This window comes from Micromonospora sp. NPDC093244 (genome assembly GCF_040683695.1).
In the GTDB taxonomy this organism is placed as follows: Bacteria; Actinomycetota; Actinomycetes; order Mycobacteriales; family Micromonosporaceae; genus Micromonospora.
In genome coordinates this window covers 383,359-400,074 of sequence record NZ_JBFBEO010000003.1, presented here as the reverse complement: position 1 = coordinate 400,074, position 16,716 = coordinate 383,359, and the positions used below count along the sequence as shown (strand labels likewise).

16 protein-coding genes, 1 pseudogene and 1 riboswitch are annotated in these 16,716 nt (G+C 72.8%); of the genes and pseudogenes, 11 read left to right on the top strand and 6 right to left on the bottom strand.

What is annotated here, in order from left to right:
• Window position 1 precedes the first annotated feature (1 nt).
• A complete protein-coding gene (locus AB0N27_RS20410) occupies window positions 2–1,159 on the bottom strand; it encodes an aminotransferase class I/II-fold pyridoxal phosphate-dependent enzyme (protein ID WP_364371847.1) in 1,158 nt (385 codons plus the stop codon).
• The gene (pseB, locus tag AB0N27_RS20405; protein ID WP_364371844.1) at window positions 1,156–2,139 is read right to left on the bottom strand and encodes a UDP-N-acetylglucosamine 4,6-dehydratase (inverting); all 984 of its coding nucleotides are present in this window, start codon (window positions 2,137–2,139) and stop codon (window positions 1,156–1,158) included. Before pseB ends, AB0N27_RS20410 begins: the two co-directional genes overlap by 4 nt.
• A gap of 365 nt (window positions 2,140–2,504) precedes the next feature.
• On the opposite strand from pseB, the gene AB0N27_RS20400 reads away from it, so the two are divergent.
• The gene (locus tag AB0N27_RS20400) at window positions 2,505–4,238 is read left to right on the top strand and encodes a hypothetical protein (RefSeq protein ID WP_364371841.1); all 1,734 of its coding nucleotides are present in this window, start codon (window positions 2,505–2,507) and stop codon (window positions 4,236–4,238) included.
• An 84-nt stretch (window positions 4,239–4,322) separates the two neighbouring features.
• Here AB0N27_RS20400 and AB0N27_RS20395 read toward each other — a convergent pair whose 3' ends face one another.
• On the bottom strand, window positions 4,323–4,832 hold the full coding sequence (locus AB0N27_RS20395; protein WP_364371838.1) for a GNAT family N-acetyltransferase: 510 nt from the start codon (window positions 4,830–4,832) through the stop codon (window positions 4,323–4,325).
• A 99-nt stretch (window positions 4,833–4,931) separates the two neighbouring features.
• On the opposite strand from AB0N27_RS20395, the gene AB0N27_RS20390 reads away from it, so the two are divergent.
• From AB0N27_RS20390 to AB0N27_RS20375, 4 genes are read left to right on the top strand one after another with little or no spacing between them, the layout of a single operon-like run.
• Window positions 4,932–5,183 carry an acyl carrier protein gene (locus tag AB0N27_RS20390; protein ID WP_364371836.1) on the top strand — a complete coding sequence of 84 codons (252 nt, stop codon included), beginning with the start codon at window positions 4,932–4,934 and terminating at the stop codon, window positions 5,181–5,183.
• Window positions 5,180–6,460 carry an AMP-binding protein gene (locus AB0N27_RS20385; RefSeq protein ID WP_364371834.1) on the top strand — a complete coding sequence of 427 codons (1,281 nt, stop codon included), beginning with the start codon at window positions 5,180–5,182 and terminating at the stop codon, window positions 6,458–6,460. The genes AB0N27_RS20390 and AB0N27_RS20385 overlap by 4 nt, the downstream gene beginning before the upstream one ends.
• Complete coding sequence (locus tag AB0N27_RS20380) at window positions 6,453–7,208, top strand: SDR family NAD(P)-dependent oxidoreductase (RefSeq protein WP_364371831.1); 756 nt, start codon at window positions 6,453–6,455, stop codon at window positions 7,206–7,208. The genes AB0N27_RS20385 and AB0N27_RS20380 overlap by 8 nt, the downstream gene beginning before the upstream one ends.
• Complete coding sequence (locus AB0N27_RS20375; protein WP_364371828.1) at window positions 7,192–7,716, top strand: hypothetical protein; 525 nt, start codon at window positions 7,192–7,194, stop codon at window positions 7,714–7,716. Before AB0N27_RS20380 ends, AB0N27_RS20375 begins: the two co-directional genes overlap by 17 nt.
• A 264-nt stretch (window positions 7,717–7,980) precedes the next feature.
• On the opposite strand, the gene pseI is transcribed toward AB0N27_RS20375, so the two are convergent.
• Window positions 7,981–9,033 carry a pseudaminic acid synthase gene (pseI, locus tag AB0N27_RS20370; protein WP_364371826.1) on the bottom strand — a complete coding sequence of 351 codons (1,053 nt, stop codon included), beginning with the start codon at window positions 9,031–9,033 and terminating at the stop codon, window positions 7,981–7,983.
• A gap of 128 nt (window positions 9,034–9,161) precedes the next feature.
• The gene (locus tag AB0N27_RS20365) at window positions 9,162–10,316 is read right to left on the bottom strand and encodes a glycosyltransferase (RefSeq protein WP_364371822.1); all 1,155 of its coding nucleotides are present in this window, start codon (window positions 10,314–10,316) and stop codon (window positions 9,162–9,164) included.
• Window positions 10,317–10,561: 245 nt separating this feature from the next.
• On the opposite strand from AB0N27_RS20365, the gene AB0N27_RS20360 reads away from it, so the two are divergent.
• The 4 genes from AB0N27_RS20360 to AB0N27_RS20345 all read left to right on the top strand — a co-directional run bounded on the left by AB0N27_RS20360 (window position 10,562) and on the right by AB0N27_RS20345 (window position 14,741).
• The gene (locus tag AB0N27_RS20360) at window positions 10,562–11,779 is read left to right on the top strand and encodes an acyltransferase (protein ID WP_364371819.1); all 1,218 of its coding nucleotides are present in this window, start codon (window positions 10,562–10,564) and stop codon (window positions 11,777–11,779) included.
• An 81-nt stretch (window positions 11,780–11,860) separates the two neighbouring features.
• The gene (locus AB0N27_RS20355; RefSeq protein ID WP_364371816.1) at window positions 11,861–12,319 is read left to right on the top strand and encodes a hypothetical protein; all 459 of its coding nucleotides are present in this window, start codon (window positions 11,861–11,863) and stop codon (window positions 12,317–12,319) included.
• Between the two features lie 131 nt (window positions 12,320–12,450).
• Window positions 12,451–13,221 (top strand): hypothetical protein, encoded by a 771-nt coding sequence (locus AB0N27_RS20350; protein WP_364371814.1) that lies wholly within the window; start codon window positions 12,451–12,453, stop codon window positions 13,219–13,221.
• 302 nt (window positions 13,222–13,523) lie between these two features.
• Window positions 13,524–13,665: riboswitch (cyclic di-AMP (ydaO/yuaA leader) on the top strand.
• 227 nt (window positions 13,666–13,892) lie between these two features.
• Window positions 13,893–14,741, top strand: coding sequence for a C39 family peptidase (locus tag AB0N27_RS20345; protein WP_364371812.1), 849 nt, complete (start codon window positions 13,893–13,895; stop codon window positions 14,739–14,741).
• A 72-nt stretch (window positions 14,742–14,813) separates the two neighbouring features.
• Here the strand turns inward: AB0N27_RS20345 and AB0N27_RS20340 are convergent, their stop codons facing one another.
• Window positions 14,814–15,854, bottom strand: coding sequence for a hypothetical protein (locus AB0N27_RS20340; RefSeq protein ID WP_364371809.1), 1,041 nt, complete (start codon window positions 15,852–15,854; stop codon window positions 14,814–14,816).
• Window positions 15,855–15,877: 23 nt separating this feature from the next.
• Here AB0N27_RS20340 and AB0N27_RS20335 point away from each other — a divergent pair.
• Together AB0N27_RS20335 and AB0N27_RS20330 are read left to right on the top strand one after the other, a co-directional pair.
• A pseudogene (locus AB0N27_RS20335) lies at window positions 15,878–16,114 on the top strand (hypothetical protein); the annotation flags it as partial.
• A 52-nt stretch (window positions 16,115–16,166) separates the two neighbouring features.
• Window positions 16,167–16,712: an alpha/beta hydrolase gene (locus tag AB0N27_RS20330; protein ID WP_364371806.1), complete on the top strand. Its 546-nt coding sequence runs from the start codon at window positions 16,167–16,169 to the stop codon at window positions 16,710–16,712.
• The last annotated feature ends 4 nt before the right edge of the window (window positions 16,713–16,716 follow it).

Here is a 16,716-nt window from a genome sequence, read left to right as displayed (position 1 = left end):
ATCAGGCGGCGGATCGCACCGCGCTGCCCCGCAGGATCGCGGTCAGCGCGTCGACGACGCGGTCCTGGTCGGCGTCGCTGAGCCCCGGGTAGAGCGGCAGCGACAGCTGCTGGGAGTAGAACGACTCGGCCACCGGGCAGGATCCGCGCCGGTAGCCCAGGTCGGCGAACGCCGGGTGCCAGTGCACCGGAAGGTAGTTGACCTGCACGCCGATGCCTGCGGCGCGCATCCGGTCGTACACCTCGCGGCGGCGGCCGTCGAGCACCCGGATCGGGTACAGGTGCCAAGCCGGGTCGGCCCACGACCGGCGGGTGGGCCTCACCACGCCGTCCAGGTCGGACAGCGCCTCGTCGTAGCGGGCGACCAGGGCGGCCCGACGCGCCTTGAACCCGGCGAGGCGGCGCAGCTGGCTGCGGCCCAGAGCGCAGAGCACGTCCGGCAGCCGGTAGTTCAACCCGAACTCGTGCACCTCCTGGTGCCAGCCGCCCTCGTCGGCGAGGCGCAGCTCGTCGCGCTCGCGGACGACCCCGACGCCGCGGAAACGGCGTGCCCGCTTCAGGATCCGCGGGTCCAGGGCGGCGACGGCGCCGCCCTCGGCGGTGGTGAGGTTCTTCGTGGGGAAGAACGAGAACGTGGTCAGGTCGGCGAGCGAGCCGACCGGCCGGCCGTGGTACGTGCCGCCTATCGAGTGTGCGGCGTCGGCGAGCAGGAGCGCGTCGCTGCCGGCCAGTGACCCGCGCAGGGCGTCGTAGTCGGCCGGATGGCCGGCGTAGTCGACAGCGGCGACGACCTTCGTGCGGGAGGTGACCGCCGCGGCGGCGGCAGCCGGGTCGAGGCAGAACGTCTCGTCGTCGACGTCGGCGAACACGATAGTCGCGCCGAGGGCGACAGCGCTGCTGGCGGTCGCCACGAACGTCATGGGCGGTACGACGACCTCGTCGCCCGGACCGACCCCGGCGGCCGCGTACGCCACGTGCAGCGCGGCCGTGCCGTTGGAGACGGCGGCGACGCCCACCCCGCCGGTCCACCGGGCCAGGTCGGCCTCGAAGGCGTCCACCTGCGGTCCGGTGGTGAGCCAGTCGCCGCGCAGCACGTCGGCGACGGCCGCGATGTCGTCCTCGGTGACCGACTGCCTGCCGTACGGGAGCATCCCCGTCATGCGGTGAGGCCGAGCATGTCGCGTAGCTGCTCGACGCCGAGCCACTCGTCGTTGGTGTCCGACTGGTACGCGAAGCCGTCCGGCACCGGCTCGCAGTCGACAGGCGGCTGGTAGCCCCAGCCGGCGATCGTCGGCTGGACGATGTAGCGGTCCTTGGCGCGCAGTGTCCGGCGACTGTCGTCCGGCGCGATCATCTCCTCGTGCAGCTTCTCGCCGGGCCGGATGCCGATCTCGTGGGTGGTGGCGTCCGGCGCGACGGCCTCGACCAGGTCGAGGATGCGCATGCTCGGGATGCGCGGCACGAACAGCTCGCCGCCCTGCATCTGGTCGAACGAGTCCATGACGAACTGGACGGCCTGCTCCAGAGTGATCCAGAAGCGGGTCATCCGCTTGTCGGTGATCGGCAGGATCTTGCCCTCGGCGGCCAGCCTGCGGAACAGCGGGACCACCGAGCCACGGCTGCCCACCACGTTGCCGTAGCGGACCACCGCGAACCGGGTGGGGTGGTGGGCCGCGTAGTGGTTGGCCGAGACGAACAGCTTGTCGCCGACCAGCTTCGTGGCGCCGTACAGGTTGATCGGGCTGGACGCCTTGTCGGTGGAGAGCGCGATGACCTTCCGGACGCCGGCCTCGATCGCGGCGTCGACCACGTGCTGCGAGCCGGTGATGTTTGTGGCGATGAACTCCGACGGGTTGTACTCCGCGGTGTCCACCTGCTTCAGAGCGGCGGCGTGCACGACGTGGTCCACGCCGTGCATGGCGCGGGTGAGGCGGTGCCGGTCCCGGATGTCGCCGATGAACCAGCGCAGCCGCGGGTCGTCGCCGAGTTGCTGGCGCAGCTCGTACTGCTTGAGCTCGTCACGGGAGAACACCACCACCCGGGCGGGGTCGGCCTCGTTGAGGATGTGCCGCAGGAACGTCCTGCCGAAGGAACCCGTTCCCCCGGTGATCAGAATGGACGATCCATCCAACTCACTCAATGTGGCGCTCCAGTGTTCGTGGATGAACGGGCGGCCTTCGGCCGGCCGACCGGGGTGAGACGCTAGCCATTGCGGGTTAACGCCCCGGCGCTCGCGGGTTAACCGCGTCCACTGCTCCCGTGAATGCCGGACACCGCGCAGGCGAACACTTCCGTCGGTGCGCGAAGTGGGCTGACCAGGCCGGATCCGGCCGTTACAGTGGCCGCGCGAGCGACCCGGGCGCCCTCGTGCCGCCGGTTTCCGCGTTCACCCGACAGCCGCGCCACCTCGGCGCGGGCGGGTCACCCCCACGTGCGTCACCGGCCGGCCGTGGCGCCGTCCGGCCCGCGCACCACCGGCCCGGCCGGCGAACCCAGGAGGCGTTGATGGCATCCGGCAGCGACGTGATGGAACGGCCGGCGGCTGCGGCCGGTACGCCGGGCGCCGCCCCCGCGCTGCGCTGGCTCGTGCCGCTGCTGCTGCTCGCCGGGTGGGTGCTCAGCGTCGCCTGGCGGATGTGGCTGTCCCGGCACGTCGTGCTGCCGATCGCGCACACCGACGAAGACAGCTACCTCAACACCGCCCGCGCGCTGGCCGGCGGCCCGGGCGGGTTCAGCAGCGAGAACGACCTGCTGCGCCGGGTCGGCTACCCGATGCTGATCTCGCCGGCGTTCCTCGGCGACCGGGACTTCGCCGACAGCTACCGGCTGGTCCAACTGATAAACGCGATGGTGAACGCGACGCTGCTGCCGCTCGCGTACCTGCTGGGTCGGCGGTTGCTCGGGTTGCGGCGCGCGTACGCCCTGGGCGCGGCGGTGGTGGCCGCGACCCTGCCGGCGACCGCCTTCTACGCCGGTGTCGCCATGATCGACGCGGTGATGGCGCCGCTGGTGGTGGCCTGGCTGCTCGCCGTGCACCGGTGGATCGGGCGGCCCGGTCCGCTGGCCGCGGCCGCCGTCGGTCTGTTCGTCGGCGCGTTCCACCTGCTGCACTCCCGCGGCCTGGTGATCGTCGGAATCCACGCCGGCCTCGTCCTGCTGCTGCTGGTCCGCCGCCGGATCACCCCCGCGGGGGTGCTCGCGGCGTTGGCGCCGGTGCTGGCCCTGGCGCTTGTCAACGAGGCAGGCATCCGGCTGCTCGGGGACCGGGTCTACCTGCTGGGCAGCACCCCGGGCGGCAGCGTGGTCGACGCGGTCGCCTCCGCGCAGGGTGTGGTCCGGGTCGGCGCGGCGGTCACCACCCAACTCTGGTACCTCGTCGTGGTCACCTTCGGGATGGCCGGGGTGGCCTGGGCCGCGGCCGTCCACGAACTGTGGCGGCCCCGGCGCGGCGACGCGACCCGCTGGACGATGGGCGTCGCGCTCGTCACGAGCGTCGGGGTGGCCGGCGGGGCGTCGGTCATCCTGGCCGGCATCACCGGCAAACCGTTGGACGCGATCTACGCGCGCTACGTGCAGATGCTCGCGCCGTTCTGGATGCTCGTCGGCCTCGGTGTGCTGCTCACCGCCGGGCGCCTGGTGGTGCTGCGCCGCGCGGCAGTCGCGGTGGGCCTGCTGGCCGCCGGCGGCGCGGTCGTCGCGGCCCGGCTCGCGTACGTGGCCAGCCGGGGGCACACCCTGCGGTACGGCGGCTTCGGCGCGCCCGACCTGGTGGCGTTGACCGGCGGCTGGCGGGAGATGCGCCCGGTCGTCGGATCGCTGATCGGTGTCGCCGGCTGCCTGCTGCTGGTCGCCGTGGTCCAGGTGCCCCGCCTGCGGCTGCCGATCCTCGGCGCCCTCGTGGTGGTCAACCTCGTCACCATGCAGGTGATCGACGAGCGGCTGGTGCTCCCGACCGTGGCGAGCACCGCGCCCACCCCACGGGTGGCCGACGTCGGGGTGCGCCCCGGCGAGCGGGTGTGGGCGTCCACCGGCGTGCACTACATCCTGCGGTTCAACCTCAGTCACCAGGTGACCTGGACCGACGTGCGGTGGTTCCGCGAGCAGCCGCCGGCCGCCGCGCAGGTGGTGTTCGCCCGCTGGGCGCCCGGCCAACCCGACGACTGGGACGGCGCCAGGTACGGCTTCGTCCGGCTCGGCGGCAACGAACGCCAGCACTGGGCGGCGTGGCGACGGGCGTGAGCCCGGCCTTTCGTGAACAGCCGATGTCCAACGGGGGCAGCGGCGGTTAATCGTGTCCGACCATTGTGCGAATATGCGCGACAATCAGCGTCGGCGGCGGTCGGCCTGGTTCAGTGAAATGGGAATGACGGTGATTTCCCGACCGTCGGACACCTCCCGGCGGCCGGTGCCTTCGACAAAACGAAAACGCCTGTTCATCTGCCGTACGACTGTGTTGTGCTCCAGCACCTCCCCGTCGAGCCGGTCCAGGTGCAACCCGTCGAAGGCGTACTCCACCGCCTCCCGCATGATGCCCAGCCAGGCGGGCAGCGTCTCGTCGCGCCCGGCCAGCCCGTCGGAGTCCAGATAGAAGCCCCAGGCGCCCGTCCGGGGGCCGTCCCACCGCAGGTCGAAGAAGGTGACCACGCCGCAGGGGCGGTCGTCGCGGACGTACACCAGCACCCGCCGCGACGGGTCGTCGCGGACCGCCGACCACCACCTGGCGTGCTCCTCGGCGGTGATCTCGTGGCTGTTCCTGCTGACCTGCCGGTTTGCTTTCTGATTACGCCAGGACAACATCAGATGAACGTCGTCCGCCGTTGCTTCGCGCAGCACGTGCCTCTCTCTTTCAATCTGTTCCCGTCCGGTTCGGGCACCTTACCCGGACGCACCGGGAAAGCGGATACACATTCGTTGGGTTGTAGACTCCGGCGCATGAACGAATTGAGTCGCGCGCAGATCCGCGACCTCATGGCGCAGGTGTTGAAGAACCAGGACAAGGAGCTGCCCGCCGACGACACGGCGCAGCTGCGGGAGATCGGCTTCCGGTCCCTCGACTTCTCCGAGTTGGCCCTGCGGGTGGAGGACGAGACGGGGGAGGAGCTCAACTTCGACGCCCCCGGCCTTCGCCGCATCGCCACGGTCGGCGACGTCCTGGACTTCCTCGTCGAGCTTGCGCACCAGTGACCGTCGCGGCACCCGGCCCAGTGGCGGCCACGCACCCCGAGCCGGCCGGCGCCGACAACCGGGTGGTCGTCGGCGGCGTCGCGCTGACCTGGCGGGAGCTGCCGACGCCGGCGCTGCCCGACCCCGCCGCGGTGCTCGCGCACTCCGCCGCGCACGCCCTCGCGGCCGCGCGGCAGCACGCCGTGCACGGCACCGAGTTGCTGCTCACCACCACGAGCCGGGTGGACGCGGAGATGTGCGCCGACCTGTCGGAGGCCGGCTTCACGGTCACCGTCCTCGACCACGACGGCACCCATCCGAGCGCGCCGGCCCGACCGCGTGCCGCCGACCCCGGCCGGCTGTGGCTGCTGACGTCCGGCTCGACCGGCCGCCCGAAGCGGGTCGGGCACACCCTCGACACGCTGACCACTGTGCGGGCCGACCAGCCCGAGCGGACCTGGCTCTGCCCCTACGCCCCCGGCACGTACGCCTGGTGGCAGGTGGTCACCCTGTCGCTGACCCAGCCCGGGCAGCACCTGGTGGTGGTCGAGCCGGACGAGCTGGACGACTGGCCCGCGGTCGCCGCCGCACACGGGGTGGACGCCGCGTCCGGCACGCCGACGTTCTGGCGTCGCACCCTCTACCGGGACGCCGCCGCGCTGGCCCGGGTGCCGCTGCGCCAGATCACCCTCGGCGGTGAGCCTGTGGACCAGGCGATCCTCGACCAGCTGCGGGCCGTTTTCCCGACCGCCCGGATCTCCTGGATCTACGCGTCGTCCGAGGTCGGCGCGTCCATCGTGGTGCACGACGGGCGGGCCGGATTCCCCGTCGACTGGCTGGACCGACAGGCCCCCGGCCGGCCGACCCTCTCCGTACGCGACGACGAGCTCGTGGTCACCTCCCCGTACCACGGGGCCGGGCTGGCCGGCCCGGTACGCACCGGTGACCGGGTGCAGGTCGTCGACGGCCGGGTGCTGATCACCGGGCGGCTGGACTCCGACGAGATCAACGTCGGTGGCAGCAAGGTCTCCGCCGGTGTGGTGCGCGGCGTGCTGACCGGGCACCCGAGCGTGGCCTGGGCCCGGGTCACCGGCCGCCGCGCCCCGGTGCTCGGCCGGATGGTGGTCGCCGAGGTGGTCCTCACCCCCGCCGACCCGGCCTCCGCCGACGGCGGCGTGCCGGACGAGGCCGCGCTGGTGCGCTGGTGCGCCGACCGGCTGCCCCAGCACGCGGTGCCCCGCCGGATCCGGGTGCTCACCGAGATTCCCGTCAAGGAGACCCTGAAGAGCGATGTCTGACCCCGCCGACACCCAGCTCGTTCCCCCCAGCTCCGTCGTCCTCGTCTCCGGGGGCTCACGGGGGCTGGGCCTGGCCATCGTCACCGACCTGCTCGACGCGGGCGTACGGGTGGCCGCGTTCGCCCGTACCGTCACCCCGGAACTGGAGAAGCTCGCCGCCGAGCACCCCGACCGGGTGCACGTCGGCTCGGTGGACGTCACCGACCTGCGCGCCGCGCATGCCTTCGTCCGCGAGGTGGAGCAGCGCCTCGGCCCGATCGACGGCATCATCAACAACGCGGCCGTCGGGCAGGACTCGCTGCACGTGCACACTGCCACCGACGACATCGCCCGGATCATCGGGACCAACCTGACCGCCCCGCTGCAACTGACTCGGCTGGTGGTCCGCCGGATGCTCGGCAAGGGCCTGCGCGGGCGGATCGTCAACATCACCTCGATCTGCGCGCAGCGTGGATTCCCGGGCCTGGTCGCGTACTCGGCCACCAAGGGCGGCATGGACGCGGCAACCCGCTCACTCGCCCGGGAGCTGGGCGGCCGGATGCTCGTCAACGCGGTGGCGCCCGGGTTCTTCGCCTCGGAGATGTCCGCGGTGCTCGGCCCGACCCAGCTCGACCAGATCGTGCGCCGCACCCCGAGCGGTCACCTCACCGAGCCGCTGGAGGTCGTACCCGTGGTGCGGATGCTGCTGCGCGAGCACACCAACATCAACGGCCAGGTCATCGTGGTGGACGGTGCCGCCTCCGTCTGACCTGGCCCAGCTGGCCGTCGCCGAGCGGCATCTGCGCATCGGCGTACCCGCCGACCTGGCCGACGCGACGACTCGTAGCCATCTCGACGATGGTCGCTGCGTCGGCTGGTACGGCCCGCTGACGCCCGGGTGGCGGGTGGCGATCGACGCCGAACGCGCGGACGCCCCGGTGCCGCCGGCGCTAGCTCGCCGCCTCGGCGTGCCGGACTTCTGGGCGCGGTGGACCCGTACCGAGTGCCACTGCAAGCTGACCGACGTGCCGGTGGCGGTGTGGTGGCGTACCCACGGTCTGAGCACGCCAGCCGGCGCAACGGTCTGGCGCACCCTCACCGTGGCCGACCTGGTCGTCACTGTCGGCGTCGCCCGCGAGCCTGCGCTGCCACTCAGCTACCAGGACCTGCGGCCGGCGCGCGGCCGCCCTGGCGGTCGGTGCCCTGGTTGCCTGTCGAGCTGCCCCAGATGTGGGGCAGACGCTCTCGCCGCTGGTCGGCGCCGTGGTTATCCCTGAGCTGCCCCTCGTCTTGGGCAGGCGCCTCGGCCGCTGGTCCACCTGGACCGCGAGTCTCGGGAGTACGCAGGGCTGCGCGACGGCTGTCCACGGCTGCGCGACGGCTGTCCACTGCTGCGCGACGGCTGTCCGCGGCCGCGCGACGGCTGTCCACGGCCGCGCGACGGCTGCCCGCCCCATATCCGGGGCAGCTCGACAGGCTCTCAGCCTCGCTCCACCGGCGCTGCGGGGCGACCCGCCGGGCAGCCTCGGTGGAGCGACCGATCAGATCAGGTCCCAGCTCAGGGGGGTGCCTCGGGGGACGTCGGTGGTGAAGGTGCGGCCCCGCACCCGGTCGATCTCCACCGGGGCCAGCCCGCCGGCCGGGCGGATCGAGCGGACGTTGTCCGCAGTCAGGGGGTCGCCGGCCCGCACGTCGGCGACAACGAACAGCGAACGGCGGAACCGCAGCCCCTCCCGCTCGGCCGGGGTCGGGCCGATCGCCGTGCCGCCCAGTGCGGCGTACGCCCGGCCCGACTCGGCGACCAGCGCCGACAGTTCGGCCGGATTCAGGGAGAAGTCCGAGTCCACGCCGCCGTCGGCGCGGTCCAGCGTCACGTGCTTCTCGATGAAGCAGGCGCCCAGTGCCACCGAGGCGACAGCCACCCCGATGCCTGGCGTGTGGTCGGAGAGGCCGACCGGCACGTCGAAGGCGCCGGCCAGCACCGGCAGCCGGCGCAGGTTGCTGTCGGCGGGCGGCGCCGGGTAGGACGCCGTGCAGGCCAGCAGGATGATGCCCGCCGCGCCGCCGTCGCGGGCGGTGCGCACCGCGGCGTCGATCTCGGCGACCGTCGCCATCCCGGTGGAGATCACCATCGGTTTGCCGGTGCCGGCGACCAACCGGATCAGCGGAAGGTCGACGAGCTCCGACGAGGCGATCTTGTACGCCGGTGCGTCAAGTGACTCCAGCAGTTCCACGGCCGTCGCGTCGAACGGCGACGAGAAGACGGTCAGACCGCGCTCGCGGGCCCGCTCGAAGATCGACGCATGCCACTCGTACGGGGTGTGCGCCCGCTCGTAGAGGCGGTACAGGTTCTCCCCGCCCCACAGCTCGTGCCCGCTGGAGATGCGGAACGCGGGGGTGTCGACGTCGATCGTGATCGTGTCCGGCCGGTACGTCTGGAGCTTGAGCGCGTGCGCCCCGCTCTCGGCCACCGCGTCGACGATCGCCAGCGCGCGACCCAGGTCGCCGTTGTGGTTGCCGGACATCTCGGCGACCACGAAGGGTCGCTCGCCGGCACCGACCACGTGCGGTCCGATCTTGGTTGTCGCCGTCATTGGGACCTCTGCTCAGGTACGTCCGCACCGGGGTGCGGTGGTGCTGTCGTCGTCCCCCCGAGGGGTGGACGACCTGGAAAACTCCGGCGCCGGGAACCGCGCCGGGCGTGGGGTGCGAACGCCGACGGTCACGGCAGGCGAATTCCGGCCAACGCGTCGGACCGCTCGGGCGTCCCGGTGGGCTCCGCGGCCCGCGTCGTGGTGGTGTCCCCTCGGTTCGGGTCCTCGTCGGTCCCGGCGTCCGGGCTCGCCGTCGGGCCCGGCCGGCGCAGCCGGCCCGCGACCCGGTGCGCCTGACGCAGCGCCGAGTACGCCAGCCAGTCACCGCGCCCCACCAGCCGGTGCTTGAGCCCGGCCACGCCGGCGGGCACCGGGTAGCCGCCGGTGGGCAGGTAACGGCGGTAGTGCTCGGCGACGCGGTGGAAGAACGCCCGCCGCAGGTGCGGGTGCAGGCGGTCGTCGTTGCCGGCCACCACCAGATAATGGCTGATCATCAGCTCGAACAGCTCGGCCCGGAACCGCTCGTCCGGGTGGTTGCGGGCGACCCAGTCCATCAGCCGCTCGTACTGGCCGAACGCCTCGAAGTGCCGGCCGCTGCGGGTGGAGGTGATCGCGCCCTGGCGGCCCTGCCGGTACAGGTAGCAGACCCGGTCCAGTACGGAGATCTTCTCCGCGCCGATGAGCAGCGGATGGCTGAACGGGATGTCCTCGTACCAGCCGGGGAAGAACCGCAGCCCCAACTCGTCGAGGAAGGCCCGGCGGACCACCTTGTTCCAGGCGGTGTGCTGCACCCGCAGCAGGTGCGGCTGGTCGGCCAGGCGGACCACACCCGGCACCCCGCGCAGCAGGTGACTGCTCGCGTCCACCTCACGTCGGCCGTCCTCGTGCACCCGCAGGTGGTCCAGCATCAGCACGTCGGGCTGGTGCTGGCGCAGCCGGTCCAGCACCGCCGCGATGGTGCCCGGGGGCAGCCAGTCGTCGCTGTCGACGAACCAGACGTACCTGCCGGTGGCCACGTCGAGACCGGCGTTGCGGGCCAGCCCCAGGCCCACGTTGCTGCTCAGGTGCACGACCCGGACGCCGTCGCGGCCTGCGTACGCGCGCAGCATCGCGCCGCAGCCGTCCGGCGACGCGTCGTCGACGGCGATCAGCTCGACCGCGTTCGCGTCGCCCGCGGGAATGTCCGCCCGGATCGACTCGAGGCACTGGTACAGGTACGCCTCCACGCCGTACACCGGCACGACGATGCTCAGCAGCGGTGCGTGCGTCGGCTCATTGACCACGCCGCCACCTTCGACGACCCGGGTGGCCGGGCCCGGAACCTGACGTGGCCGAGGAAGGTGGAGTCCCTGAACTCCCGCCGAGCGGAAGGTTAACGACGCTCGTCCGGTTCACCCGGGAGTGACCCGGTAGGGTGCCCCGGTGCGGCCCTGCCGGGTCGTCGCGGGCGTCGCCGTCGCGCCGTCCGACGCCGCGCCGAGGAGGAGACGTACGTGCTGGTGACCCTGCTGATCGTCAGGCGACCGGCATGACGGGCACCACCGACGTCCCGGCGGCCCAGCCGGCCCCGGTCACCCGGCTGCCCTCGCTGACCGGGCTGCGCTGGATCGCCGCGCTGCTGGTCTTCGGTTTCCACGCCGGCACCATGCGGATCATCGCCGAGCCGGACTACAAGGCGGTTGTCGACGCGCTGTTCACCCTCGGCCTGTCCGGGGTGCAGTTCTTCTTCGTTCTCAGTGGGTTCGTGCTGGTCTGGTCGGCCCGCCCGGGCGACTCCCGGCGGACGTTCTGGCGCCGGCGGGTCGCCAAGATCTACCCGAACCACCTGGTGCTGTGGGCGGCGGCGCTGCTTGTCGCCTGGTGGTTCGCCGACCCCGTCCTGCCCGCCGTCGCGCTGGAGAACCTCCTGCTGTTGCAGGCCTGGGACCCCAGGCCGGGCTGGTTCTACAGCATCAACACGGTGAGCTGGTCGCTGTCCTGCGAGTTCTTCTTCTACCTGTGCCTGCCGCTGGTGCTGCCGCTGCTGCGCCGGGCCCGTCCCGCGCTGCTGTGGACGCTTGTCGTCGCCCTGCCGCTGCTGATCCTCGCGCTCTGGCCGGCCCAGCACCTGGTGCCGGAGGACAGCCGCTGGTGGTTCACCCAGATCTTCCCGCCGGCCCGGTCGCTGGAGTTCTGGTTGGGCGCGGTGGCGGCCGAGCTGATGCGCCGGGGCCTCTGGCGCGGTCCCGGCCTGACCGTCGCGAGCGCGATCTTCGTGGCCACCTGGGTGGCAGCGGCACAGTGGATCCGCGCCGAGCTGTGGACCACCCTGCTGGCCGTGGCGTACCTGCTGGTGATCACCGCCGCGGCGGACGCCGACGTGCGGGGCCGACGCTCGCCGTGGCGGTCCCGCCCGCTGGTCTGGCTCGGTGAGGTCTCGTTCGCGTTCTACCTCGTGCACGTGCTGGTGATGACGAGCGTGCTGCGGTGGACGGGGGACTGGGGGACCGGGTTCGGCGGGTGGCGCGGCCCGGCTGTGGTGCTCGGCTTCCTGTCGGTCAACCTCGTCCTCGCCGCACTGCTGCACCGCTTCGTGGAGACACCGATGATGCGCCGGCTCGCCCCGAGCCGCCGGGCCCACCCGTCGGCCGTTCCGCGTCCGCGCACACCAGCCACAGGCGCTGACGAACCCACCCACCAGGCCGGGAACGCGCCGGCCGCCGGGCCCCGGCCCGAGGACCGATCGACGTACGCCGACTCGCGCTGATCGTCCACGCTGGTCGGCGCGGCGTGACCCGACACGCCCGGCGTCGGTGCGTCCGGCCGGCGACGGCGGTAGCGTGAGGACGTGCTTCCGGTCGCGCTCACCTGTCCCCTGTGGTGGGTGGCGCGCTGGGCCACACGGGTGCTGACCAGCCTCGCCGTCGTCGCCGCCCTCGCGCTCGGCGCGGGCGCGTCGCCCGCCTCCGCCGGTTCCCCGACGTCCGCCGACGCCGCGTCGACGTTCACCGCCAGCGGGCCGATCACTCGGCAGGCCACCGTCACGCCGGGCATCGTCACCGGCCCGAGAACGCCGTCCGGTCTGATCGGCGTGGTCGCCATCGGGCACCTGCCCTCGGTCGTCGCCGCCGACGTCGCCGACCGGCACACCTCGACCCGGTCGGTCGACCCGCAGCCCGCCCGGCTGGCCGCCGGCATCCTGCCCGCCGCCACGGGTGTCACCGCGGCGAGCGCTGCCCGGTCCGAGTGGCGGCCCCACGCCCGCGGCCCGGCCAGCCGGGCACCCCGGGCCCCGCCCTCCCGCTGAGCCATCGGGACGAGCGTCCCGCCGCCGCGCCTGTCGATCAACCACCCGCACCCGTCGGCCCGTGGCCACGCCACGACCCGCCCGGCCCGTGCGGCTCACCGTCGCATCGCTGTCGTTCCGAGGTGTCGATCATGGAGACCGTTGTCTTCTACCAGTTCCTGACCGAGGTACCGCAGGCCGCCGCCATCTGGTCGGTGCTGTTCCTGCTGGCGTTGAGCGTGCCCGCCGTTCTCGTCGCCCGCCCGGAGCGGGACGGGCCGACGGGTGAGCCGGGCCCGACCGCGCCCACCGCCCGGGAGGCCGCAGCCGCCGCAGCCGCCGACAGGCGCCGGTACGCCGAGGAGGTGGCTGTCGCCGCCGCCGGCGCCGCGCAGACCGCCCGACGGCGACGGGCTGACTGGCTGGTCATTCAGGAGGAGGCCGAGCGGGCCTGGGCCGGGTACGACGAGGCGGACACCGTGGCCCGTCGGTTCGCCGGCGCCGGGGCGCTGCCCACCCCGCGTACCCCGCACACCCCGGCCGAGTACGCCGCCCGGGAGCGGTACCTGCACCGGGCCGCGATGGCGGCGTACTGGCGCGGGGAGCTGACCATGGGGCAGCTCGGTGACGTGTTCGGGCACCGGCGGGGTTGGGATCCCCGCCGGCACCCCGTCGAGCAGGAGGTGCTGCTCGCCCGGGCGATCAGGGACGCGAGGCTCGCCGACTACCGGGTCGCCGCCGAGCGGGAACGGTCGGCCTGGCGGGACGCGGAACTGGCCGCCGAATCGGCCCGCACCCTCGCCGAGGAGGCGTACGCGGCCGCGGCCCGACTGCGGCCCGGCCCGGCGCCGGCCCGCCGGGCGGCGACCGGTGCGGTACGTCAGGCCGCGGTGGCCCGCTGGCGCCCGGCGCGCGTCAGTTGAGCCGGCCCGTCGGTTGAGCCCGATCTGTGACGTGAGCCCGGTCACGGGCCCGCAAAATCGGGCGCTCGACGCGATCGGGCCCGTTGTTCGCACGAATCCGACGTCGTTGTCGACGGCCTGTCCGGTTGTCGACCACAGGCGTCGCCGTAACCGGTTGTCCCATCGAGTCACGTCATCGGCAATACGCGCAGAAATTGTCGCCCAGAATGATGTTTACGCAGGTGGACGCGGCTTGGCAGGCGTACGCACCGGCCAGTAGTGTCGTCCCGTCCGGTGCGGTTACCGATCGCAAGAGGCGACGCCGCGCCGACCCGCTCAATCGTGATCAACGAACCGGGGACCCACCAGTAAGTCCGGGGTGAATCCGCGAGCCACGGCCCGCGGTAGGGCGATCTTCCCGCCCGAATCCGTCAGCTAACCCGGTAGGCGGTGTCGGAAGGAGTTCCATCCTCGTGCAGCACCTCTCCACCCTTTGCTTGTTCCCCCGCCTCCACGGCGCGGCGGTGCCCCCGCTCATCCGTCTGGTGAGCTGACCCCCGGGTCATCGCCCTTCCCGCCCGGCAGCGCCGGGCGTTCCCCTCGAGCGGTTCACCATCCGCGGACCACGGTTCGCGCGCTGGCGCCTGCCTGGATACCGGCTCGGCCCCGGTGTGCCGCTCTCCCCCCGAACCGTGGAGGACCCCGTGAAGCACACCCTGAAGCGTCAGCTCCGCCGTCTCACCACCGAACGTCCGTACCAGATCGTCGCCGCCTCCGCCGCGGCCCTCGCGCTCGCGGCCACCTCCGGTGTCCTGCTCACCGACACCGACGACGCCCCGGCCGGCCAGCACAGCGCGACCACAGTCGCCGAGATGCGCAGCGACCTTGCCGCCTCCCGTGGCCAGGCGCGCGTCGCGTCCCCCTCGGCCAGCGCCGCGCCGAGCAGCGCCGCCCCGGCCACCAGCGCCGCGTCACCCGCCGCGAAGGCCAGCGGCAACCCGGACCTCACCCGTAAGCCGACACCGCCGAAGCCGCCCGCGACGAAGGTGCTCGACTACGACTACGAGGCGCAGAACACGTACTACAACTGCGGTCCGGCGGCCACCCGCAACGCGCTCAGCGCCAGCGGCATCGACCGCACCCAGAACGAACTCGCCGCCGAACTGGGCACCACCGAGATGGGCACCAACTCGGCACTTGACACCACCCGCGTGCTCAACGCCGAGGTGAAGGGTTCCCCGTACCGGACCCGGATGTTCGCGGGCTCGCCCAGCCCGGCCCAGATGGACCAGCTCCAGGCCGACGTCGTCAAGGCCATCACCGACGGCCGTGGCGTGGTGGCCAACGTCGCCGGCGACGCCGTCGACACCAACGGCGGCTGGCACTCCTACGGCGGTGGGCACTACATCGCCGTGGTGGGTTACCGGGACAACGGCCGGACCGTGCGGATCGCCGACTCGGCGAACGCGGCCGACGCGTCGTACTGGATCACCACGATCGACCTGGCCAACTGGATCGCCACCCGGGGCTACTCCGCCTGACCCAGGCGGATGGACCGCCGCGGGCGCCGTCCCCCACGAGGGGTCGGCGCCCGCGGCGTCTTCGTGTCGTGCTCAGTAGTCGATGAAGCCGTACAGCGCGAGGTGGTTCGACTTCGTCCCGCTGACCGTGTGCCCGATGCTGGACGGCCGTACGGTGCCCTTCACGAACAGATAGTCGATCTTGCTGGACCCGCTGGTGGCGGCCGAGCCGTAGCCGGTCATGCCGTAGCCGCTCAGCGTGCTGGCCGCGATGCCCGTGCGGTTCGCGTCGATCCCCACGATCCGGATCGTGGAGGCGTTCAACAGGCTCGTCGCGTCCGCGCCCAGGTGGATGCCGCTGTTGGCGATGCCCCGGTCGCCGTCGCCGGCGCACGCGTTCTGCCGGTTCTCCTGCGGCAGGTGCATGGTCGCCGCGAACACGCTGGTGCCGGTCGCCCTGATCGTGAACCGGGCCGCGATGGCGCTGGTCCGCTTCCACTTGTAGTAGTCGGTGCTGTCCGGGTCGCTGTTCGGCGGCTTGTACAGCGTGCACCCGGCGCCGTTGGCGTACGCCGTGCCCGGCTTGAGCCAGCCCGCGCTCCAGTACTTGGAGATGTCGCCGGCGGCGAGGCTGAGCGTCCTGGTGTTCCAGATGATCGCGTTGGTCTGCTTCTTCTTCAGGTCGCCCAGCGACTGGGAACTGCACTTGTGCGTGCTGCCCCACGGCTCCGGGTCCGCCCAGGCCACGATGGCCCCGTACGTGCCAGCCGGGTAGCCGAACTTCGCCGACAGCTGGTCGGCGTACGCCTCGGCCTGGCCGGTGCCGCGCACCTGCTGCACGATCAGCAGGTCCGGCGCCACCACACCGCTGGTGCCTGTGCGTCCGGCGTCGTCGACCAGGATCGAGGTCAGGTGGTCCGGTCCGGAGATCCGGGTGCAGCTCCCGTCGGCGTTGTTCACCACCAGGTTCTCGATGTTGTTGTTGTAGACCCGCAGGACCCGGTCGGCCGCCGCGACAGCCGCGCCGTGCGGCGCTGCGCCCGACGGTGTGCCGAGCGCGGGCGCGCCCGGTGCCGCGCCGAGGGCGACGACGGCCACCGCCGCCACCAGTGTTGATCGATGCCTTCTGAGCACGGAGGCTCCCTCCCGCGACGACGATGCCCGTCCAGGCGCCGCACTCTACAGTGGATCACCGCCGGTCGGGTCCGCGTTCGACTCTCGTTCCGGGCCGCGAACCGTGGGAGACTGCGGCCGTGGCGGATGAATCGGGTGGTCAAGCCGGTCGCGGACCGATCCTGCTGCTGCTGCACGGGATGGGGGCGAGCGGCGACGTGTGGCTGCCCTGGGCGCCGCTGCTGGAGCAGCACTGGGCCGCGCGGTGGCTCGCCCCGGACCTGGCCGGTCACGGCTGGTCGGCGCCGCTGCCGTCGTACTCCTTCACTGGTCTTGCCGACCGGATCGCCCGCGGCCGACGACCGGCTCGTCGTGCTCGGGCATTCGCTCGGCGGCGTCGTCGGTCTCGCGCTGGCCGCCCGCGACGCCGGACTGCCCGTCGACGCGGTGGTCGGGCTGGGCATCAAGGCGGTCTGGTCGCCCGCCGAGCTGGACCGCGCCGCCGCGCTCGCCGCCCGCCCGGTCAGCTGGTTCGCCAACCGCACCGAGGCGGCACGCCGCTACCTGCGGGTCTCCGGGCTGGTCGGCCTGCTCCCACCGGACCATCCGGTGGTGGACGCCGGGCTGCGGCAGGTCGACGGCCGGTGGCGCCTCGCCATGGATCCCGGCGCGTTCGCCGTCGGCGAGCCCGACCTGGCCGCCCTGATCGCCGCCACCGACGTGCCTGTGGTGCTGGCCCGCGGCGAGCACGACCCGATGGTCACCGACGCGCAGCTCAAGGAGTACGGCGTCCCGGTCGTCACGCTGCCCGGGCTCGGGCACAACGCACACGTGGAGGACCCGGCGGCGGTGCTGGCCCTGCTCGACGCGTACCGCTGAGGCG

What these genes read in the sequence shown, in the direction of transcription:
- AB0N27_RS20410 (WP_364371847.1), bottom strand. Translation starts at nt 1,159, where the DNA reads ATGACGGGGATGCTCCCGTACGGCAGGCAGTCGGTCACCGAGGACGAC.
- AB0N27_RS20400 (WP_364371841.1), top strand. Translation starts at nt 2,505, where the DNA reads ATGGCATCCGGCAGCGACGTGATGGAACGGCCGGCGGCTGCGGCCGGT.
- AB0N27_RS20390 (WP_364371836.1), top strand. Translation starts at nt 4,932, where the DNA reads ATGAACGAATTGAGTCGCGCGCAGATCCGCGACCTCATGGCGCAGGTG.
- AB0N27_RS20380 (WP_364371831.1), top strand. Translation starts at nt 6,453, where the DNA reads ATGTCTGACCCCGCCGACACCCAGCTCGTTCCCCCCAGCTCCGTCGTC.
- pseI (WP_364371826.1), bottom strand. Translation starts at nt 9,033, where the DNA reads ATGACGGCGACAACCAAGATCGGACCGCACGTGGTCGGTGCCGGCGAG.
- AB0N27_RS20360 (WP_364371819.1), top strand. Translation starts at nt 10,562, where the DNA reads ATGACGGGCACCACCGACGTCCCGGCGGCCCAGCCGGCCCCGGTCACC.
- AB0N27_RS20350 (WP_364371814.1), top strand. Translation starts at nt 12,451, where the DNA reads ATGGAGACCGTTGTCTTCTACCAGTTCCTGACCGAGGTACCGCAGGCC.